The organism is Burkholderia sp. NFPP32, assembly GCF_900119325.1.
In the GTDB taxonomy this organism is placed as follows: domain Bacteria; phylum Pseudomonadota; class Gammaproteobacteria; order Burkholderiales; family Burkholderiaceae; genus Burkholderia; species Burkholderia pyrrocinia_C.
This window is the reverse complement of the sequence record NZ_FPJP01000002.1, coordinates 536081-554968: the sequence shown is the minus strand read 5'-3', so window position 1 is coordinate 554968 and position 18888 is coordinate 536081. Positions and strand designations below refer to the sequence as shown.

Annotated in this window: 20 protein-coding genes; 13 read left to right on the top strand and 7 right to left on the bottom strand. The window is 70.4% G+C overall.

Features of this window, described 5'->3' with window-relative positions; translation table 11 throughout:
- Positions 1-5 precede the first annotated feature (5 nt).
- Genes BT264_RS06840 through BT264_RS06805 form a run of 8 tightly spaced genes read left to right on the top strand, consistent with a single transcriptional unit; the run spans position 6 to position 7292 of the window.
- Positions 6-389, top strand: a complete 384-nt coding sequence (locus BT264_RS06840) for a CpaD family pilus assembly lipoprotein (protein WP_072436476.1) — start codon at positions 6-8, stop codon at positions 387-389.
- Positions 390-411: 22 nt separating this feature from the next.
- On the top strand, positions 412-1635 hold the full coding sequence (locus tag BT264_RS06835) for a CpaE/TadZ family protein (RefSeq protein ID WP_072436477.1): 1224 nt from the start codon (positions 412-414) through the stop codon (positions 1633-1635).
- Complete coding sequence (locus BT264_RS06830) at positions 1632-3062, top strand: TadA family conjugal transfer-associated ATPase (protein ID WP_072436893.1); 1431 nt, start codon at positions 1632-1634, stop codon at positions 3060-3062. The genes BT264_RS06835 and BT264_RS06830 overlap by 4 nt, the downstream gene beginning before the upstream one ends.
- Positions 3059-4036 carry a type II secretion system F family protein gene (locus BT264_RS06825; RefSeq protein WP_072436478.1) on the top strand — a complete coding sequence of 326 codons (978 nt, stop codon included), beginning with the start codon at positions 3059-3061 and terminating at the stop codon, positions 4034-4036. The genes BT264_RS06830 and BT264_RS06825 overlap by 4 nt, the downstream gene beginning before the upstream one ends.
- The gene (locus BT264_RS06820) at positions 4033-4977 is read left to right on the top strand and encodes a type II secretion system F family protein (protein WP_072436479.1); all 945 of its coding nucleotides are present in this window, start codon (positions 4033-4035) and stop codon (positions 4975-4977) included. Before BT264_RS06825 ends, BT264_RS06820 begins: the two co-directional genes overlap by 4 nt.
- Positions 4974-5834: a tetratricopeptide repeat protein gene (locus BT264_RS06815; RefSeq protein WP_072436480.1), complete on the top strand. Its 861-nt coding sequence runs from the start codon at positions 4974-4976 to the stop codon at positions 5832-5834. The genes BT264_RS06820 and BT264_RS06815 overlap by 4 nt, the downstream gene beginning before the upstream one ends.
- Positions 5831-6259, top strand: coding sequence for a TadE/TadG family type IV pilus assembly protein (locus BT264_RS06810; protein ID WP_072436481.1), 429 nt, complete (start codon positions 5831-5833; stop codon positions 6257-6259). Before BT264_RS06815 ends, BT264_RS06810 begins: the two co-directional genes overlap by 4 nt.
- Entirely contained in the window at positions 6252-7292 is a 1041-nt protein-coding gene (locus BT264_RS06805; protein ID WP_072436482.1) for a TadG family pilus assembly protein, read from the top strand. Before BT264_RS06810 ends, BT264_RS06805 begins: the two co-directional genes overlap by 8 nt.
- Here the strand turns inward: BT264_RS06805 and BT264_RS06800 are convergent.
- On the bottom strand, positions 7256-8518 hold the full coding sequence (locus BT264_RS06800; protein ID WP_072436483.1) for a glycosyltransferase family 87 protein: 1263 nt from the start codon (positions 8516-8518) through the stop codon (positions 7256-7258). The genes BT264_RS06805 and BT264_RS06800 overlap by 37 nt on opposite strands.
- Before the next feature lie 14 nt (positions 8519-8532).
- On the bottom strand, positions 8533-9615 hold the full coding sequence (locus BT264_RS06795) for a glycosyltransferase family 2 protein (protein ID WP_072436484.1): 1083 nt from the start codon (positions 9613-9615) through the stop codon (positions 8533-8535).
- Positions 9616-9841: 226 nt separating this feature from the next.
- Between BT264_RS06795 and BT264_RS06790 the strand changes: the two genes are divergently transcribed.
- On the top strand, positions 9842-10222 hold the full coding sequence (locus BT264_RS06790; protein ID WP_072436485.1) for a phage protein NinX family protein: 381 nt from the start codon (positions 9842-9844) through the stop codon (positions 10220-10222).
- A gap of 51 nt (positions 10223-10273) precedes the next feature.
- Here BT264_RS06790 and BT264_RS06785 read toward each other — a convergent pair whose 3' ends face one another.
- A complete protein-coding gene (locus BT264_RS06785) occupies positions 10274-11263 on the bottom strand; it encodes an ABC transporter substrate-binding protein (RefSeq protein WP_072436894.1) in 990 nt (329 codons plus the stop codon).
- Positions 11264-11418: 155 nt separating this feature from the next.
- Positions 11419-12297, bottom strand: a complete 879-nt coding sequence (locus BT264_RS06780) for a LysR family transcriptional regulator (protein ID WP_072436486.1) — start codon at positions 12295-12297, stop codon at positions 11419-11421.
- Between the two features lie 100 nt (positions 12298-12397).
- Here BT264_RS06780 and BT264_RS06775 point away from each other — a divergent pair, with 100 nt between their 5' ends.
- Positions 12398-13960, top strand: coding sequence for an MFS transporter (locus tag BT264_RS06775; RefSeq protein WP_072436487.1), 1563 nt, complete (start codon positions 12398-12400; stop codon positions 13958-13960).
- Positions 13961-14036: 76 nt separating this feature from the next.
- Here the strand turns inward: BT264_RS06775 and BT264_RS06770 are convergent, their stop codons facing one another.
- Together BT264_RS06770 and BT264_RS06765 are read right to left on the bottom strand one after the other, a co-directional pair.
- Positions 14037-14513 (bottom strand): DUF1090 domain-containing protein, encoded by a 477-nt coding sequence (locus BT264_RS06770; protein WP_256260574.1) that lies wholly within the window; start codon positions 14511-14513, stop codon positions 14037-14039.
- Positions 14514-14578: 65 nt separating this feature from the next.
- On the bottom strand, positions 14579-15736 hold the full coding sequence (locus BT264_RS06765) for a LysR family transcriptional regulator (RefSeq protein ID WP_072436488.1): 1158 nt from the start codon (positions 15734-15736) through the stop codon (positions 14579-14581).
- Between the two features lie 473 nt (positions 15737-16209).
- Between BT264_RS06765 and BT264_RS39095 the strand changes: the two genes are divergently transcribed.
- Together BT264_RS39095 and BT264_RS06750 are read left to right on the top strand one after the other, a co-directional pair.
- Positions 16210-16461 (top strand): hypothetical protein, encoded by a 252-nt coding sequence (locus BT264_RS39095; protein ID WP_177318337.1) that lies wholly within the window; start codon positions 16210-16212, stop codon positions 16459-16461.
- Positions 16462-16669: 208 nt separating this feature from the next.
- Positions 16670-17224: a DUF3005 domain-containing protein gene (locus BT264_RS06750; RefSeq protein ID WP_072436490.1), complete on the top strand. Its 555-nt coding sequence runs from the start codon at positions 16670-16672 to the stop codon at positions 17222-17224.
- Positions 17225-17290: 66 nt separating this feature from the next.
- Here BT264_RS06750 and BT264_RS06745 read toward each other — a convergent pair whose 3' ends face one another.
- A complete protein-coding gene (locus BT264_RS06745; RefSeq protein WP_072436491.1) occupies positions 17291-18055 on the bottom strand; it encodes a DUF4397 domain-containing protein in 765 nt (254 codons plus the stop codon).
- Between the two features lie 398 nt (positions 18056-18453).
- Here BT264_RS06745 and BT264_RS06740 point away from each other — a divergent pair, with 398 nt between their 5' ends.
- The gene (locus BT264_RS06740) at positions 18454-18786 is read left to right on the top strand and encodes a hypothetical protein (RefSeq protein WP_034179862.1); all 333 of its coding nucleotides are present in this window, start codon (positions 18454-18456) and stop codon (positions 18784-18786) included.
- Positions 18787-18888: the final 102 nt, after the last annotated feature.

Here is an 18888-nt window from a genome sequence, read left to right as displayed (position 1 = left end):
CGCCCATGCGAGCTCGAACCACCGTCTCCGCACTGCTGCCGCTGGCGCTGGCGGGCTGCATGTCGGCGCCGCCGCCGCTGAACCTGCCCGACGCGCGGTCGATCGGCTTCGACGGCGTGCAGGCGGTGGCGCCCGACTGCGCGAAGCTGATGCAGCCGTCGCATCTTGTCGACGCGGGCTTCGGGCGGCCGGGCGTGCCGTTCGGCTGCGCGACCTACACGAACCTCGCGGCCATGCTCGCGCGACCGCAGGATCTCGTCGCGCCGGTGCCGTACGGCGGCGCCGACGCGGAAGTCGCGGCCGGTGCGGTGCGCCGCTACGTCGAGGATCGCGTGAAGCAGCCGACGCCCGGCAGGACGCAGACGACGACCGGCTCGCCCGGCCATTGAACCGATTCCCGAGGCCATCGCGATGCCGCCCATGAACGTCCTCGATCGCCAGAGCGCCAAGCGCGCCGCGTCCGCCGGAGCGACGGATCTCGTCGCGGTCGTGTCCGATCCGGGCAGCGAGGACGTGATCCGGCGCGTCGCGCACGATTTGTCGATCACGCGTGCTCACCTGCAGACGGGCACCTGCGACGACGCGATCCGGCTGCTGCAGCAGCACGAGCGTTCGCCGCGCCAACTGGTCGTCGACGTGTCGGATTCGGTGCTGCCGGTGTCGGACCTGATGCGGCTCGCCGACGTGTGCGATCCGTCGGTGCGGGTCGTCGCGATCGGCACGCAGAACGACGTCGGGCTGTTTCGCAACCTGCTCGGCATCGGCGTGCAGGACTACATCGTCAAGCCGCTGACCGTCGAGCTGATGCGGCGCGCGCTGACGGCGACGGAATCGGTCGTGCAGGTGCGCACCGGCAAGATCGTCAGCTTCGTCGGCGCACGCGGCGGCGTCGGCACGACGACCATCGCGGTGAGCCTCGCGCGCTGCCTGGCGGGCGAGAAGCGCCGCCGCGTCGCGTATATCGACCTGAACCTGCATGGCGGCGGCGCGAACTCGATGCTCGGACTGTCCAGCAACAACGGGCTGGTCGAATTGCTGAACATGGAGCAGCGTCCCGACGACGCGCTGTTCGACCGCATGTTCGTCACCAAGGGCGACCGCCTGCACGTGCTGTCGGCCGAGCTCGCGTACGGCGCCGACGTGCCGCTGAGCGACGGGGTGGTCGCGCGCCTGGTCGACATGCTGAAGGACCGCTTCCACTACGTGCTGTTCGACGTCGGCAGCGGCGCCGGCAAGCTGTTCGAGGATGCGCTCGAGGCGTCCGATCTCGTCTACGTCGTCGCCGACCGCTCGGTGCTCGCCGCGTACGAATCCGCGCGGCTCGCGCGCTTCGTGCAGGAACTGCCGGGCGAGCGGCTGCTGTCGATTGCGCTGAACAACCCGCTCGCGCCGGTCGCGGGCCGCGTCGAGCCGGCCGATTTCGCGGAGGCATTCGGCGGCGCGTCGCTGCGCGAGCTGCCGCACGAGCCGCAGACGCTGGCGGTCGCCGAGAACCTCGGCGAGCCGATCGAAGATGCGAAGCGCCACGGCTTCCTGGACGGGATCCGGCAACTCGCGAACGGCATCACCGGCGAGCCGATGGCCGTCGCGGAGCCGTGGTACGCGCGCTTCGTCAAATGGAGGAAAGGATCGTGACGTTCGGTAACCGCAACCGGCCGCCGCCGGACTCTGCGCCGGATCCCGCGCCGGACCCCGCACCGGCCGCCTCGCCCGCGGCGCCGCGCGCGCCGGCGCCGGCGGTCGCGTCCGCGCCCGCGCCGCCGCCAGCCCGCACGCCCGCGGCCGCCGACACCCACGAGGCGCTGATCCGCTCCGGCAAGTTCGACGCGATCCGCACCGCGGTGTTTGCGTCGATGAACATGTCGGCGGCGCTGATGAAGACGCGCGACGAAGTGCGCGCGGGCATCGAGCAGGTGGCGGCGCACACGGTCGAGCGCGAGCGCCTGAAGATCACGGCCGGCGAGCAGGTGCTGATCGTCGACGCGATCCTGAACGACATGTTCGGCGTCGGCCCGATCGAGCCGCTGCTCGCCGACGAGACGGTCACCGACATCCTCGTCAACGGGCCCGACCAGGTCTACGTCGAGCGCGCCGGCCGGCTCGAGCTCACGTCGCTGAAATTTCGCGACGACGCGCACGTGACGAGCGTCGCGCAGCGGATCGCGGCGGCGGTGGGCCGGCGCGTCGACGAGAGCAGCCCGATGGTCGACGCGCGCCTCGCCGACGGCAGCCGCGTGAACGTCGTGCTGCCGCCGATCGCGATGCGCGGCCCGTCGATCTCGATCCGCAAGTTCGCGAAGCGCGACATCACGCTCGCGCGGATGGCGCATCAGGGCAACATCTCGCATCCGATGCTGCAGGTGCTGAAGGTGGCGTGTTTGTGCCGGCTGAACATCGTGATCTCGGGCGGTACCGGCTCGGGCAAGACGACGATGCTCAACGCGTTGTCGCAGCACATCGAGCAGCACGAACGAATCGTGACGATCGAGGACGCCGCCGAGCTGCAACTGCAGCAGCCGCACGTCGTCAGCCTCGAGACGCGGCCGGAGAATACCGAGGGGCTCGGCGGAATCTCGCAGCGCGACCTCGTGCGCAACGCGCTGCGGATGCGGCCCGATCGCATCATCCTCGGCGAGATTCGCGGCCCGGAGGCGTTCGACGTGCTGCAGGCGATGAACACCGGCCACGACGGCTCGATGACGACGATCCATGCGAACTCGCCGCGCGACGCCATCAGCCGGCTCGAGAGCATGGTCATGATGGCGAACGCGAACCTGCAACTGCTGTCGATCCGGCGCCAGATCGCGAGCGCCGTGCACCTGTTCGTGCAGGTCGAGCGGATGCGCGACGGCGTGCGGCGCGTCACGCGGATTACCGAGATCGTCGGGATGGAGGGCGAGGTGGTCATCACGCAGGACCTGTTCGCGTTCCGCCAGGAAGGCGACACGACGCGCGACGCGGTCAAGGGCGTGTTCGACGCGTCGTCGCTGCGGCCGGCATTCGCGCCGCGCGCCGCGTATTACGGCGTCGAGGACGCGCTTGCCGAGGTATTCCGCCAATGAGGGCCGCCGACCTGTTCGCGGCAGGCGCGTTCGTCGTGATCCTCGCGATCGGGCTCGCGCTGTCGTCGCTGCTCGATCGCGCACACCGCACGCCGGCGCAGCGCATTCGCGAGCGGATGCGGCACCTGTCGCCGTTGCTCGCGGGCCGCGATGCGGGCGCGTCCGCCGGCTCCGGCGTCGCGCTGTTCAACCTCGAACGCCGGCAGGGCCGCGCGCGCACGTGGCTGCGGCGCCACCTGACGCGCGTGCGCGCGGTCGGCGGCGAAGGCGGCGTGCGGATCGTCGTGGCCAGCACGATCGCCGGCGCGATCGCGGCGATCGTCGCGGTGAAGCTGATCGGGCCGCCGGACTTCCTGCGTCCGCTGATCTGCGTCGGGCTGCCGCTGCTCGCGATGCGCGCCAGCTACCGGTCGCTGGTCGAGCGCTTCCGGATCCGTTTTCTCGAAGCGTTCCCGGACGCGATCGACCTGATCGTGCGGGCCGTGCGCGCGGGCATTCCGGTCACGCAGGCGATCAGCACGGTCGGCGACGGCGCGGCCGAGCCGGTGCGCTCCACGTTCCGCACGATGGGCGACAGCCTGCGGGTCGGCGCGGATCTCAAGGACGTGCTCACGCAGGCGGCGGACCGGCTGATGATCGCGGACTTCTCGTTCTTCACCGTCTACCTGCTGCTGCAGCGCGAAACCGGCGGCAGCCTCGGCGAGACGCTCGACGAATTGTCGAGCATCATCCGCACGCGCCGCGACATCCGCCTGAAGACCCGCGCGCTGACCGCCGAAGGGCGGATCACGACGAAGATCATTTCGGCGGTGCCGTTCGTGATGATCGGCGCGCTGTTCCTCGTGAACCGCCCATATGTGATGCTGCTGTTCACGACGCACGCCGGCAACACGATGCTGACGATCGCCGCCGGGCTGCTGACGGTCGGGCTGCTGGCGATCCGCAAGATCTCGAGACTGGATACCGCGCGATGACGATGTCGATGCTGGCCGCCCGCGGCCTCGAACTGCTGCTGTTGCTCGCCTGCGTCGGTGTGGCGCTCGTCACGCCCGGCGGCGGCGCGCGCCGGCGCATCGCCATGCGCGTACAGCAGGCGGCCGGGCAGCGCGCGCCGTCGCTCGCGGCGGGGCGGCTGCAGCCGGGCGAGGTCCGCCAGGGCCTGACGCGCCGGCTCGCGCAGCTCGGCGAGCGGCTGCCGGTGCTCGACCCGATGCAGCGCGTGAAGCTCGGTCTGCAATTGGCGCGCGCGGGCTTTCGCGACCGCCGCGCGGTGTCATCGATGATCGGCATCAAGCTGAGCTGCGGCGTGCTGTTCGCGGGCGTGGCGATCGTGTTCAGCCCGTACATTCCACGGCTCGGCGAATACTTCGTGATCCGCGCGCTGGCGATGATCGCTGCGTTCGTGATCGGCGTGATCGTGCCCGAGTACGTGCTCGGCGCGATGATCCGGCGGCGGCGGCGGATCATCGCCGCGTGCTTTCCGGACGCGCTCGACCTGCTCGTGATCTGCACGATGGCCGGCAACAGCCTCGCTTCGGGCATCCGGCGCGTCGCGCACGAACTGGCGCGCATCTGCCCGCCGCTCGCCGACGAGCTGACGGTGTGCGCGGACGAACTCACGCTGAGCGGCAATGTATCCGCGACGCTCACGCATTTCGCGACGCGCGTCGATTTCTCGTCGGCGCGCTCGCTCGCGACGACGCTCACGCAGTCGCAGCGGTTCGGCACGCCGATCACGCAGGCGCTGCGAACCCTGTCGCGCAGCGAGCGCACCGAGCAGATCGTCGCGCTCGAGGAAAAGGCCGCGAAGCTCGCGCCGAAGATCACGCTGCCGATGATGCTGTTCATCCTGCCGACGGTCGGCCTGATCGCGGCGGGGCCGGCGGCGATCCGCCTGCTCGAGGTATTCAAATGACACGATCCGTCGTACGCATGTTCGCGCTCGCGGCCGTGCTGCCGGTGCTGGCCGGCGGCTGCGGCGCGCCGGGCGTCCAGACGCGGCCGGTGCTGTCGCACAAGAGCGACGACCCGCAGGCCGAACTGCGCATCGCGGACAGCGCGCTCGCGGGCGGCAACGTCGATCTCGCGTCGACGCTGTACGAGAAGGTGCTCGCGAAGCATCCCGAGTCGCTCGCGGCGCGGCTGGGGCTCGGCGACGTCAACTATCGCGCCGGCGATCTGGAGCGCGCGCGGATCCTCTACGACGAAGCGCAGCGGCAGTCGCCCGCGGAGCTCGGCCCGCGGCTCGGGCTCGCGCGCGTCGCGTTGCGGCAGCGCCGGCTCGACGAAGCCGCGCAGCGCTATCGCGACCTGCTGGCCGCGCAGCCGAACCATCCGCTCGCGGCGCAAGGGCTCGGCACCGTGCTCGATCTGCAGGGGCGCCATGCGGATGCGCAAGCCGTGTATCGCGACGCGCTGCGCGCGCACCCGGACGCGCAGGGGCTGCGCATCGACCTCGGGCTGTCGCTCGTGCTGAGCAACCGGCCGCGCGAGGGCGTGAACGTGCTGCTCGACGTCGCGGGGCTGCCCGATGCGCCGTGGCAGGCGCGCCAGAACCTCGCGTTCGCGTATGGCGTGCTCGGCAACACCGATTCGGCGAAGAAGCTGCTGTCGGCGGACCTGCCCGCGTCGGCGGTGGCCGACAACCTGCGTTTCTACCAGGCGGTGCGCGCGCGGCTCGCGTCGCGCGGGGCTGCCGGCGGCGCGCCGCCGCTGTCGGGTGCGGCGCTGGAGTCGGGCGTCGCGCCGCCGGGAGCGGGGGCCGCAAAATGACACGCGGGGCGACGCTCGCCCGCCGCGCGCGCGGCGTCGTGTCCCTCGAGTTCGTGCTGATGCTGCCGTTCCTGCTGATGGTGCTGATCGGCATCATCGACACGAGCCTGATCCTGTGCGACAAGGCCGTCATCACGAACGCGAGCCGCGAGGCCGCGCGCGCCGGTGTCATGCTGCGCGTGCCGATGCTGACCACGACGCAGATCGCCAACGTCGCGCAGACCTACATGCAGAACAGCCTGATCACCGGCGGCACGCCGACGACACCGGCCGTGACCGTGACCCAGGCGAACGGCACGACGTCGGGCACCGCGCTGACGGTGACGGTGACCTACACGTATTCGGGGATGGTGCTCGGTTCCGCGTTCAGCGCGCTGACTGGCCCGGTGACGGTCTCGGCCACCTCGGTGATGCTTTATGAATGACGCGGGCGACACGCGCGCTCCCGGCCCCGCGCGGCAGCGCGGCTCGATCGCGCTGTTCTTCCTGCTGTTCCTGATTCCGCTGCTGTCGTTCGGCGCGCTGGCGATCGACGTCGCGTGGGTGGCCACGGTGCGCAACCAGTTGCAGAACGCCGCCGACGCGGCCGCGCTCGCGGGGGCCGACGCGATGATGTCGCCGAGCGGCGGCGCGCTGAACTGGTCGCAGGCCGCGCCGGCGGCAAACGGCGTGATCGCGCAGAACTCGGCGGCCGGCGCCGCGCTGTCCACCGGCACGGTGACCACCGGCTACTGGAACGTGACGCGCAGCCCCGCATCCATGCAGGCGACGACCATCACGCCCGGCTCGTACGACGTGCCGGCCGTGCAGGTCACCGTGACGCGCGCGCCGGGCGTGAACGGCGGCTCGATTCCGCTGCTGCTCGGCGGGCTGCTGGGGATTCCCGGCGCGTCCGGCAGCGCGACCGCGGTGGCGGTGCTGGCCGCGCCGGGCGGGGTGGCGGCCGGCGGACTGTTTCCGATCGCGATCGACCAGTGCGTGTACAACCAGTACTGGAACGCGGCGACCAACCAGCCGCTGATCAATCCGCTGACGGGCCAGCCGTACGAGTTCTCGATCACGAACGGCCAGACCTACGGCACGCTGTGCATGGGCGGGCAGTGGACGTCGTTCCAGTCGACGGCGACCGATACGACGACGATGGGCGGGCTGATGGTGACCGGCAACCCGACGACGCTCAATATCGGCGACAGCATCTACCTTGCGACCGGCGTGAAGGCGACGCTCTACACGTCGGTGCCGGTCGGCACGACGGTGGTGCTGCCGGTCGTCACGCAGACGTCGACCAGCACCTACGTGCCGATCGTCGCGTTCGCGGCGTTCCACATCGACGTGTCGCTCGGGGGCACGTACAAGTACATCCAGGGCCACTTCGTCGCCGGCGTGAAGATGACCGGCGTCGCGACCGGCGTCGGGCCGTACTACGGCGTGTACGTGCCGCCGCGGCTCGCGCTGTGAGCGCCGGACCGCGCGCGGCGCAGCAGCGCGAGGAGAGCGGCGAGCGTCACGGCCGGGCCGATCTGCGGCAGCTGCAGCCACGGGTTCAGGTATTCGTAGAGCGGCAGCGCCCACATCAGCGCGATCGTGGCCTGCTCGCCGCGCAGCCAGCCGTCGCGCCAGCCGGTCGCCAGCATGCAGGCGATCGCGATGCCGAGCCATGCGAGCTCGTAATGCCACACGTACGGGTTCGCCGCGAGCGTCGCAACCGCCAGCACCGCCGCGCGTACGCGGGTGTCGCGCGAGCGCGCCCACACGATGCATGCGGCCGCGATCGCGATCGCCGCGACGCAGGCGTGCGCGGCATACGCGGCGCCGAGCGGCAGGCCTGCGAGGCGAAATGCCGCGAACGGCGTCGGCGACGCGAACCAGAACATCACGCCATGCTCGAGAATGAGCGACCGCGCGAGCCCCGTACTGGCGACGAACAGGGGCAGCGACTCGACGCCGCACACCAGCACGCTCAATGCGCCTAACGCGGCGGTGGCGAGCGCGGCCCATGCGATCGTGCGCCACGCGCGCGCGGCGACCAGCACGAACGGGAACAGCAGCGCCATCTGCGGCTTGACCGACAGCAGGCCGATGCAGAGGCCGGCCCACATCGGCCGCCTGTCGGCCCAGTAGACGGCCAGCGCCGCGCACGATGCGGTCAGGAACGCGTTCTGCCCGAGCATCGCGGTGACGAACACGCACGGGGCGCCGACCAGCGCGAACGCGCCGACGCGCCGCACGCCGGGCGTCGCGCCGAGGCCCGACACGCGCCACGCGGCGAACCCGAACACGACGATGCCGAACGCGACGAACAGCGGATAACCGATCGCAAAGGGCAGCAGCGCGAACGGCGTCACGAGCAGCAGGTAGGTGGGCGGGTACAGCCAGGCGACGAAGCCTTCGCCGCGGAAATACGGGAACAACGCGGCCGATAGCCGCGAGAAGGTCGGCAAATCGTACGCCTGCCATGGCGCGCCGTGCAGCATTACGTACGACGCCGACCAGAAGACCGAGTAGTCGGCACCCGGGCTCGCGATGGTGGTGCCCGGCGTGTAGCGGATCACGTACGCCCAGATCGCCAGGAACAGCACGTGGAACACGAGCACGAACGCGCTGTACGCGACGACGCGCCGGGGCGTCAGCCATGCGCGGACGGGGCGCTCCGCCGAGCGCGTCGATTGCCGGGGAATGTCCATGCGACGCGTGCCGGTTACTTGACGGAGATTTTCCTGGCGGCGTGGCCAGCGCCCGCGACCGCGGGCGTCGCCGGCCGGCGGCGCGCCGCGTGCGCGCGCTTGAGCGGGAACTGCAGCAGTTTCGACGCCGGATGCGCGGCGGCATCCCGCTCGGCGCGGTAGCGCCCCCGCACCAGATAGACCGGGCGTTGCTTAGACTCGTGATAGATGCGGCCGAGATATTCGCCGATCACGCCGATGCCGACCAGCTGGATGCCGCCGATGAACAGCACGACGGAAATCAGCGACGCGTAGCCATGCACCGGGTTGCCGAGCAGCAGCGTGCGCACGACGATGAACGCGCCGTAGACGAGCGCGAGCATCGCGAACGTGAGGCCGACGTAGGTCCACACGCGCAGCGGCACCGTGCTGAAGCTCGTGATGCCTTCGAGCGCGAAGTTCCAGCGCTTCCATCCGGAGAACTTCGACCGGCCGCCGCTGCGCGGCGCGCGCGTGTATTCGACGATCGCGGTGCGAAAGCCGACCCATGCGAACAGGCCTTTCATGAAGCGTCTCCGCTCGGGCAGCGCGCGCAGCGCGTCGACGACCTGACGGTCCATCAGCCGGAAATCGCCGACGTTCTCCGGCATCTCGACTTCGGAGAGCCGGTTGTGCACGCGGTAGTAGAGCGCGGCGGCCAAGCGCTGCATCAACGGATCGCACATGCGGTCGGTGCGCTTCGCGGCAACGACCTCGGCGCCCGCGAGCCAGCGCTCGATCATCGCGGGGATCAACGCGGGCGGGTCCTGCAGGTCGGCATCGATCAGGATCACCGCGGCGCCGGCCGCTTCGTCGAGGCCGGCGGTGAGCGCGGCCTCCTTGCCGAAGCGGCGCGTGAGATCGACGACGCGCACGCGCGGGTCGCCGGCCATGACCTCGAGCAGCCGGTCGAGCGTGCGATCGCGACTGCCGTCGTTGATGCAGACGATCTCGAAGCGGACCGTGTCGAGCGACTCGAGGACGGGCAGCGTTTCGGCAAAGAATGCGTCGATCGTTTCGTCTTCGTCGTGAAACGGCACGACGAGCGAGACCAGCGGCTTTCTGGCGTGCGTGGGCATGCGTCCCCCGAGAGATCCGGCCTGCGCTGCACCGTATTGATCCGGTTATCGTCCGCCGCAGGCCGGACGACAGGCGTTACGATCATTGTAGGCAGAAATCGACGATTCGTAATACCGATGCGCGGGTTGCGCGGCGGGCTGTTGCGCCGTCGACGCACGGTTCGCCGACGGCCGGCGGGGCGCGCGGGCGCCGGGACGAGGATATTCGATGTCGAAGGAGGGCGCGATGCAAGTTCAGGACCTGACCGGCGCAGCGCTGGACTACTGGGTGGCGCTGGCCGAAGGCCTCGGCGCGCCGTGCGTCGCCGGCGGCGCATGCCGGGCGATCCGCGAGACGGGCGGCGCGAGCGTGTCGTTCGCGCCGTCGTCTTCGTGGACGGACGGCGGCCCGATCGTCGAACGGCTGCCGTTTGCCGCGTTCGAGCGCGACGGCGGGCACGGCGCGTGGCGGGCCGTGCTGCATCGCGCGGTGCCGGCCGCCGGCGAGCGCTGCACGCTCAACCAGTCGGGGCCGACGCTGCTGATTGCCGCGATGCGCACGCTCGTCGCGTCGACGTTCAGCGACGACGTGCCGGATCTCGACATGTCGAAACCGCGCCGAGCGTAGCCCGTCGCGTTGCAGCGCCCGGCGCTCGTTGCTTCCGGCGCCTCCTGCCTTCTATCCGGCGGACAGATTCCGGATCGCGATCGACGCGACATCGACGCGCCGCGGCAGGATCGCATCCGCCGCCGCGCGATCGGCCACGCGCTGCAGCACGTCGATGTCGGCGCCGCTGAGGCTGCGCTGCGCGAGCGCCGCCCGGCGCGCGATGTCGGTGGCCGCGTCGGGCGGCAGGCGCGTCAGCGACGCATAGACGGTCGCGTAGTCGGCCGGGTGCGCGAGCGCCCATTGGCCCGCGCGGGTCAGCCGTGCGAGCACGTCCGCGAGCGCCGCGCGCTTCGCGCGGTCGTCGAGGGTGTCGACCGGCGACGTGAGGAACGCGAGCCCCGAATTGATGCCGCTGCCGTCGCGGACGATGCGCGCGCCGCGTCGTACCGCATGGCCGTAGTACGGGTCGAAGGTCGCCCAGATGCCGATCCGCCTGGCCTCGAACGCGGCGAACGCATCGACGGGCAGCACGAAACGCACGTCGACGTCGCGCGGCGCGAGGCCGTGCTCGCGCAGCGCGCCGTACAGCTGATATTGCGAGATGCTGCCGCGCGCGGACGACACGACGACGGTTTGCCCTTTCAGGTCGGCGACGGTGCGGACCGGCGAGTCGGGCTGCACGACGATGCCGAGCGACGCCGGCGAGCCGACGCGCGTCGCGACGATCCGCAGCGAAGGATCGCCGAGCGCGGCAGTCAGCACGGGCAGGTCGCCGGCCGGCGCGAGATCGATCGCGCCCGCGCGCTGTGCCTCGAACAGCGGCGCGGCGCCCTGGAAATTGGCCCAGCGGAACCGGTACGGCGTGCCGTCGAGCACGTGCGCGGCTTCGGCCAGCGCGCGCAGGCCGCCGGCCTGGTCGCCGAGCACGAGCGTGACGCCCGACAGGTCGGCGCCGGCCGCGCGGGCGGGCAGTGCGATGCCGCCGGCGAGCGGCGCGGCGGCGAAGGCGGCAAGACGCTGCAGCACGCGGCGGCGTGCCGTGGCGGAAGAGGGGTTCATCGGCGGCATGTCCTCGGTGATCCGCGCGCGAGCGGCGCGGCTGCCGGGCAGGTTACGGAATCGGTTTCCGGCCGACAAACATCGAATCGTGAAATGCATATTCGCGCGGCGGCGGCCGGGGTGGCCGATCGCGACGCCCGACGCGCGCGGGCGGCTTATGCGGCTGGCGAAACCGTGCGCAGGAACGCCCGCACCGCCGGCGCCTTTTCGAACCGCCGATGTGCGAGCGCGAGCTCCGACATGATCGGTTTGCCGGCGATCGGCCGGTACACGACGCCCGGCAGCGACACGCAACCGGCCAGCGCATCGGGAATCACGGCGACCCAGCCGTTCACGGACACGCACGCGAGCACTGCGAGCAAGCCGCCCGGCCGCGCGGCGATCACCGGCGCGAAGCGGCCGCGGCGTGCGACTTCGAGCGTGCCGAGCTCCTGTTCCGGTACCGCGAAGCGCGCGTCGGCGAGGTCGGCTGCGCGCACGGCCGCCATCGATGCGTAGCGCGAATCGGCCGGCACGGCCGCGACGAACACGTCGCGCTGCAGCGTGACGATCCGCAGGCCGCCGGGCAGCGGCAGCGGCGGGCGCACGTACGCGAGGTCGAGCCGGCCCGCGTCGAGCTGGTTCGCGACATCGTCCATCGACACTTCGCGCAGGTTCAGCTCGATGCGCGGGTGTGCGGCGCGGAACGCACCGACCGTGCGCTGCAGCGTGCCCGAATAGACGGCGGACGATACGTAGCCGATCTCGATCCGGCCGAGTTCGCCGCGCTCGGCCAGCGCGGCGAGTTCGCGGCCGCGCTGCAGGTGCTCGAATGCGGCGCTTGCCTCGGCGAGATAGGCTTCGCCGGCCGCGCTCAGCGTGACCGCGCGGCGCGACCTGTGAAAGAGCCGCACGCCGAGCACGCGTTCGGCTTCCTGGATCTGCCGCGTGAGCGCGGGCGGCGCCATGTCCAGTGCTTCGGCCGCGCGGGCGAAATGCAGGTGCTGCGCGACGCTCAGGAATGCGCGCACGTGACGGAATTCGAGCCGGTCCATGATTGCAATTTTCGTCAATAAAACAGCATCGGAGTGTCAATGACAGGCAATACCGGGCAAGCCTAGCATACGGTTCGTTCATCCTGCTCAGGAGTTGCCGATGTCCCAGTCATCACCGGCGTCGCGCGCGACCGCCGCCCCGCACGCGGGCGCCCGCATGCCGGCCGCCGCGACGCTTGCCGTTGCGTCGGCGACCTGTTCGCTGATCGTGCTCGATACGAACGTCGTCGCCGTGTCGCTGCCGAGCATCGCGCGCGGTTTTCACGCGAGCTTCGCCGATATCGAATGGGTCGTCAGCGCGTACATGACCGCGTTCGCCGCTTGCCTGCTGCCGGCCGGCGGCCTCGCCGACCGCTTCGGGCGCAAGCGGATGCTGGGCGCGGGGCTCGCGCTTTTTTCTCTCGCGTCACTAGGCTGCGGCGTCGCGCCGTCGGCCGGCTGGCTGATCGCCGCGCGCGCGCTTAAGGGCGGCGGCGCCGCGCTGCTGCTGACGGCCGCGCTCGCGGTGATCGCGAACCGCTTTCCGGATGGCCGCGAACGGGCTCGCGCGTGGGCGATCTGGGGGATGTGCATGGGGATCGCGACGGCGATCGCGCCGCTCGTCGGCGGCGCGATCACGCAATGGATCGGCTGGCGCTGGGTGTTCCTGCTGAACCTGCCGGTGTGTGCGCTGCTGGCGATCGGCGCGCGCGCCGCGATCGACGAATCGCGCGATCCGCACGCGAAACGCGTGGACGCCGCCGGCAGCCTGCTGTTCGGCGCGGCGCTCGCGTGCGCGATCGCGGCGCTGATCGGCGCGCCGTCGCACGGCTGGCTGTCGGCCGCGACGCTCGGCCGGCTCGCGCTCGCCGCCGCGCTGTTTGCCGCGTTCATCGGCGCCGAGCGCTGGCAGGCGCGGCCGATGATCGATCTCGCGCTGTTCCGCCAGCCGCGCTTCGTCGGCGCCGTGCTCGCGATGTTCGGCTATGCGGCGTGCGCACAGGTGATGATGACGTTCCTGCCGCTCTACCTGCAAAACGCGTTCGGGATGTCGGCGATCGACGCGGGCCTCGGGATGCTGCCGTTCGCGTTCGCGATGATCGCCGGGCCGTCGCTCGGCGCGGCGCTTGCCGCGCGCACATCGTCCGGCGGCGTGCTGGCGGGCGGGCTCGCGCTGATCGGCGCGGGCAACCTCGCGACCGCGGCGCTGACCGCCAGCGGCGACTACCGGCTCGTCGCGATCGGCATGTTCGTGACGGGATGCGGCGCCGGGATCATGAACGGCGATACGCAGAAGGCGATCATGGCGTGCGTGCCGCCGCACCGCACGGGCATGGCGTCGGGCATCAGCACGACGACGCGCTTCTCCGCGATCGTGACGGCCGTCGGCGTGCTCGGCGCGGTGCTGGCGGCGAGCACGCACGCGCGGCTCGACCGGCTGCTGTCCGCCGCGCCCGGCCTGCGCGCGTTCGCCGATGCGCCGTTCATGTCGAGCCTGCTGGCAGGCGATCTGGCGCAGGCGCTCGATCGCGTGCCGCCGTCGGCGGCCGGCGCGCTCGCACAGGCGGCGCCCGTCGCGTTCGCGAGCGGGTTTGCCGATGCGCTCACGGTGAGCGGCGTGCTCGCGCTCGTTACGTCAGTCGCTGTATACAAGTTGCTTGCGCAACCGATGCGCGATGCGTAGCGGAGCGTTTTGGGCATGCTTCGCGGTCGCCGCGCAGGGGGGCGCGCCGATCGATCCGTCAGGCTCGCGCGTTCCGTCAACCCTTCAACGCATTGCGATCGGCTTCGGCATCGTGCAGGTCGCGCGTCGCTTCGCGCAGCTTGTCCTGCTTGTCCGCGAGCTTGCGCCGGGCCTTCTCGACCTTGCGCGCGTCGCCGTGCGCCTCGGCTTCGCGCACGCGCGCCTGCGCGTCCCGCACGTCGCCACGAGCCTGTTCGACGTCGCGCTGCTTGTCCTGCACGTTGCGTTCGGCACGCGAAAGCTGGCCGGCGTCCGTGCAGTTTTCCTCGACCTGCGCGAGTGCGATCTGCTGGCGCATCAGTTGTTGCGTATTGCCGAACCGCTTCGCATGGTCGATCTGCGTCTGCAGCGCGCGGATGCGCGTCGCGCAATCCTGCGTGTCGGCGAACGCGGGAGAGTAGGCCAGCAGTACGACCGGTGCGGCCACGGCAATCAGGTAGGTTTTCATCGGCATGCCCTCGAATTCCGGATGACGCATTTCGAATGCCGTCATTGTGCATAGCGCGTTCGCCGCGAGTAAATAGGACGGGGCTTACAGCGGGCGCCGCCGCGCTGCATTCAGTGCGGCTTCGTTGTCGAGCGATGCGAACGCGTCGCGCGTGCGATGGGCGCCCCGCGTGTGCCGCCGCAGTGCGTGGCGCGACGCCGCACGGGCGAGCGCGACGTATCGGACGCAGGGGCGGCGGGCGCGTCGGCCGCCTGGATGGCCGCAACCGCTGCAACCGCCGGCAGCGCGGCCTCGGTGTCGAGCCAGCCGCGCGTCGCTTCGGCGATCAGCGCGCGCAGCCAGCGCACGCCTTCGACGCACGATCCCGATTCGTTCCACGTCATCCGGTACACGATATCGGGCGGTTCGACCGGCAGCGCGACGGCGGCGAGCGGCAGCAGCTTCGCGTAGTGCCGTGCGAGCCGGTACGTGGTGGTCAGGATCATGTCGGAGCGCACGAGCGCATGCGCGGCGAGTTCGAAGTGCGGCAGCGTGACGACGATTCGCCGCTGCAGGCCCACGCGTTGGAGCTGCCGATCGATCGCGCCGGACGCTTCGAGCCACGACGGCGTCGGGCACAGCTGCGGCGCTGCCGCGAAATCGGCGGTTGTCGTCGCGCCGCGCCGCGCGAGCGGGTGCGTCGCGCGCATCAGGCATACGACGCGGTCGTCGAACAGGTCGTCCTGCCGGAACCGCGACGAGCGGGCCGGGCGATTGTCGATCACGACGTCGAGTTCGCCGTCGGCGAGTGCGCGCTCGTCGTCGAAGCCGTCGCCGAGCGGATGGAACACGAGCTGTGCGTTCGGCGCGCGCTCGCGGAACAGCGCGACGAGCTTCGGCACGAACAGCACGTTCAGATAGTCGGGGCAGCCGATCCGGTAGGTGCGCACCGACGTGCGCGCGTCGAACGTCGGCTGCTGGATGCGGATGAAGTCGATCACGCGCAGCGCGTTGCGCAGCGGTTCGATCAGCCGCGCGCCGAACTCGGTCGGCACCATCCCGTAGCGGCTGCGCACGAGCAGCGGATCGCCGAGCAGCGTGCGCAGGCGCTTGAGCGCGGCGCTCGTCGCCGGCTGCGACATGTTCAGGCGCACGGCCGCACGCGACACGGTGCGCTCGGTCAGCAGCACGAGCAGGATGCGCATCAGCCGTGCATCCAGTACGTCGAGCACGTCCGTGGCGGCGGACGCGTCGCGGGGCGGGGCGTTCGGGGCTAGCGGGTCCCGCATGCCGATACGCCTCCCGGCGACGCAGAGCCCGAGCCCAAGCGCGAGCGCGAGCGCGAGCGCGAGCGCGACGCGGCAGCCGGCCGGCAGCTCGTCATTTTGCGAAGGTTCCCGGCCAGCCGACGATCCGCTTCGGGCTCGGCGCGGGGTCGCGCGTCGCCGTGTCGATGCGATGCGTCGTCCGCGCCGGGCACGAGGCCCGGGCGGTGAGTGGCTTCCAGTCGCACGCCGTTGTCTCCTTCCATGTGCGGGGCGCGAAACCGGCAGCGTGTACACGCTGCGCCGGCCGGCCGCCGTGGACCTTATGTCCCGGATTTGTTCGCGAGTATGGGTGGCCGGCGCGATGATGGGAAATTAAATATTCGGCTGGGCGTCATTTGAAAAATGAATGGAATGGCGTCGGCAGTGGTGGCCGGGCGCGGCATGCGAATTGCTCGTCAGCGGGCTCCATCCACATCGACATCAGCGGAGGTGTCATGCAGCGATATTCATTTCGTCATGTATCGCGAGCCGTCTTCGCCGGCATCCTGATCGCGGGCCTTGCGGCAGGCGCGGGTTGCCAGAAGAAGAGCGACAGCGGCGGGGCGAGTTCCGAGTCGGGCGCAACGAGCGGCATGTCGGCCGCGCCGTCCACCGCACCGTCCGGCATGCCAGGCAGCGGAGCGGCCGGAAGCGCCGCGAGCATGCCGGGCGCGGCTTCCGCGCCGGGCGGCGCGAGCGGCGGCTGACGGGCGGCTGAACGACTGGGAGGACGGCGCGCAAGCCGCGCGCAAGTGCGCCGTTCGCGGATCGAGTGCCGTGCGTGCTTCGCACGTGCGCCGGGTGGCGCGCGTGTGTGCGGCCGTACGCATGAAAGATTTGCAAGGACCGTTGTAGCGATTCCAGGACCGGCGGCGCCGGCTCGAGCCGCCGCACGCCGGCCGGACAGGAGGTGCGATGCAGAATGTGGAATCGAACCCTGACCCGCAAAAGCAGCGGGAACAGATCGAGAAGAGCCCGGTAAAGACGCCGGCGGCCGGCGACATGCCCGACGCGGCGACCCAGGCCGCCGAGGTGGCGCGGCGCCCGCTGACGCCGGAGGCGGTCGCGGGGAAAATGCCGACCGGCCTGCCGCCGATCGACGTCGGCGCGCACGCGGTCGACAGCGGAGACCCCGTGCGGCGCGCGGCCGGCCGGATCGTCACGCTCGACAACGCGAACATGGCGACGACCGACAACACGGTCGACGTCGACGGCAAGGGCATGGAAGCGGCCGCGGGCGCATCGGAGTGGCACGACAACGTGATCTATTCGAATGCGTCGCTCGCCGACGCGGTCGATACGCCCGACGAAGGGCTCGGCGGGATCGAGAGCCGCCCGTCCGGCAACCTGCCGCAGATCGCGACGCGGCCGGGCTGGCGCGTGCGCCATGTCGGCGATGTCGATATCGCTGTCGAGCACGGCACCGGCACGCGCGCCGAGCATGTGATCCGTTTCGAGCGGGGCGACTGACGCCGAGGCTGGAGATCATCCGGCGGCCGGCGCAACCGCACCGGCCGCCGCGACCGTTTGGAGCCCTTACTGCGGGCCCAGCTCCAGTGCCGACGTATCGGCGTCGTTGCCTTGTGCAACGAGCACGTGGATGTCGTTCGGCGTCACGTCGCCGATTCCGCCCGACGGAATCGTCAAGAGCAGCCAGTCGGCGTTGTTGTTGATGGTGACCGGCGCGGTCTTGAGGATCGGTGCTTTGCTGCCGGCCGTCGTGACGATCACCTGATAACTGCCGCCATTGAGGTAGATCGAATCCTGCGTCGATGCCGGTACCGCGTTCTGGTAGGCCGCGCCCGCCAGCGTCGGGCTTTGCGTCGAGATGTCGGTGCCGGGCGGAACGACATATACGTCGACGTTCTGCGCGTTCGGCGACGCATTGAAGCTGCGCACGCGCGCTTTGTCCGACAGCAGGCCCTTGTTGTACGGATCGTCGATGACGGAAATCGCCGACGATTTGCTCGGCAGCGCGATCGTCGTGTAGTGATGGCCGTTCGCCGCGCTGAACGATTGCGCGGCGATGGTCGTCGTCGTGCCAGAGATGTCGTAGCTCGCGTTCTGCGTGCCCGAGTCGATGTCGTGATAGCGCGTCACGCCCTTGTACGCGACGCCCGACTGGTCGATCTTCGCGTTCAGGTAGTAGTCGAGGTTCGGCCCGGCCGGTACCGCGTTGATGAAGCGCGCCTGCGGCTTCGAGATGCCGAGTTCGGTGCCGACGTCGTTGCCGTCGCCGCCGCACGCCGCGAGCACGGAAATGACGGAGCACAGGGCCACCAGTGTTCGTATTGATTTCATGTCGTCCTCTCGTTCAGGGAACCTGCTGGCGATGCGGGAACGCCGCGCTGGTTCGCGCGGTGCGCAGCGCAGGTTGGGTGAAGGATGCTGTCCGCCGGGGAGGCGGGCGCGTGGATGGCGCAAGCGATGTGCCTGCGCGGCGGACGACGAATCGAGGCAGGAAGCGCGCACGGACCGGTGCACGGGCGTGAGCGCCCGAAACGACGCACCGGCAGGGCAAAACTACTCACGGGATGAAAACGGGCGCGGTGCCGGGCTGTAAATCTTGCCTGCACTTGCGATCGTTTAACCATTCGAAACAATGTGTTCACTGAAAAGGGCATGATCTCCGGCGATCGGACAGGCATACTGTCGCCTATGTCGTTCAATGCACGTCGGGCCGACGTGTGCCTGCCCTCATGTCCATGTCAGTTTCTTTTCGAACCCTGCGATGGTTGACCGTCGCGGCTGCCGCATGCTTGCTTGCCGCGTGTTCAACCGCTTCCGACGTGACCGCGACGTCGAACCCGAACGTATTCACCGTGACGACGCGCACGGTCGGCGTGTCGACGACGTGGGCCGACGCCCATGAGAAGGCCGTCAACGAAGCCACCAACTACTGCACGCAGCGCGGGATGCGCGCGAGCATGAAGCAGGAATCGCTGACCGGTGGCCGCCGCGTCGATGCACGCTCCGAACTCGCGTTCGAGTGCCATCCGACCTTCGAGACGGCATCGAACCCGCGGGGTTGAACGACACGCGGCATGGCCGCGCGACCGCCGCCTGAAGCGGCACCTGCGTTTTCCTTCCCCGCATGCAATCCGACCCGCGATACGCGCAAGCGCATCGCGGGT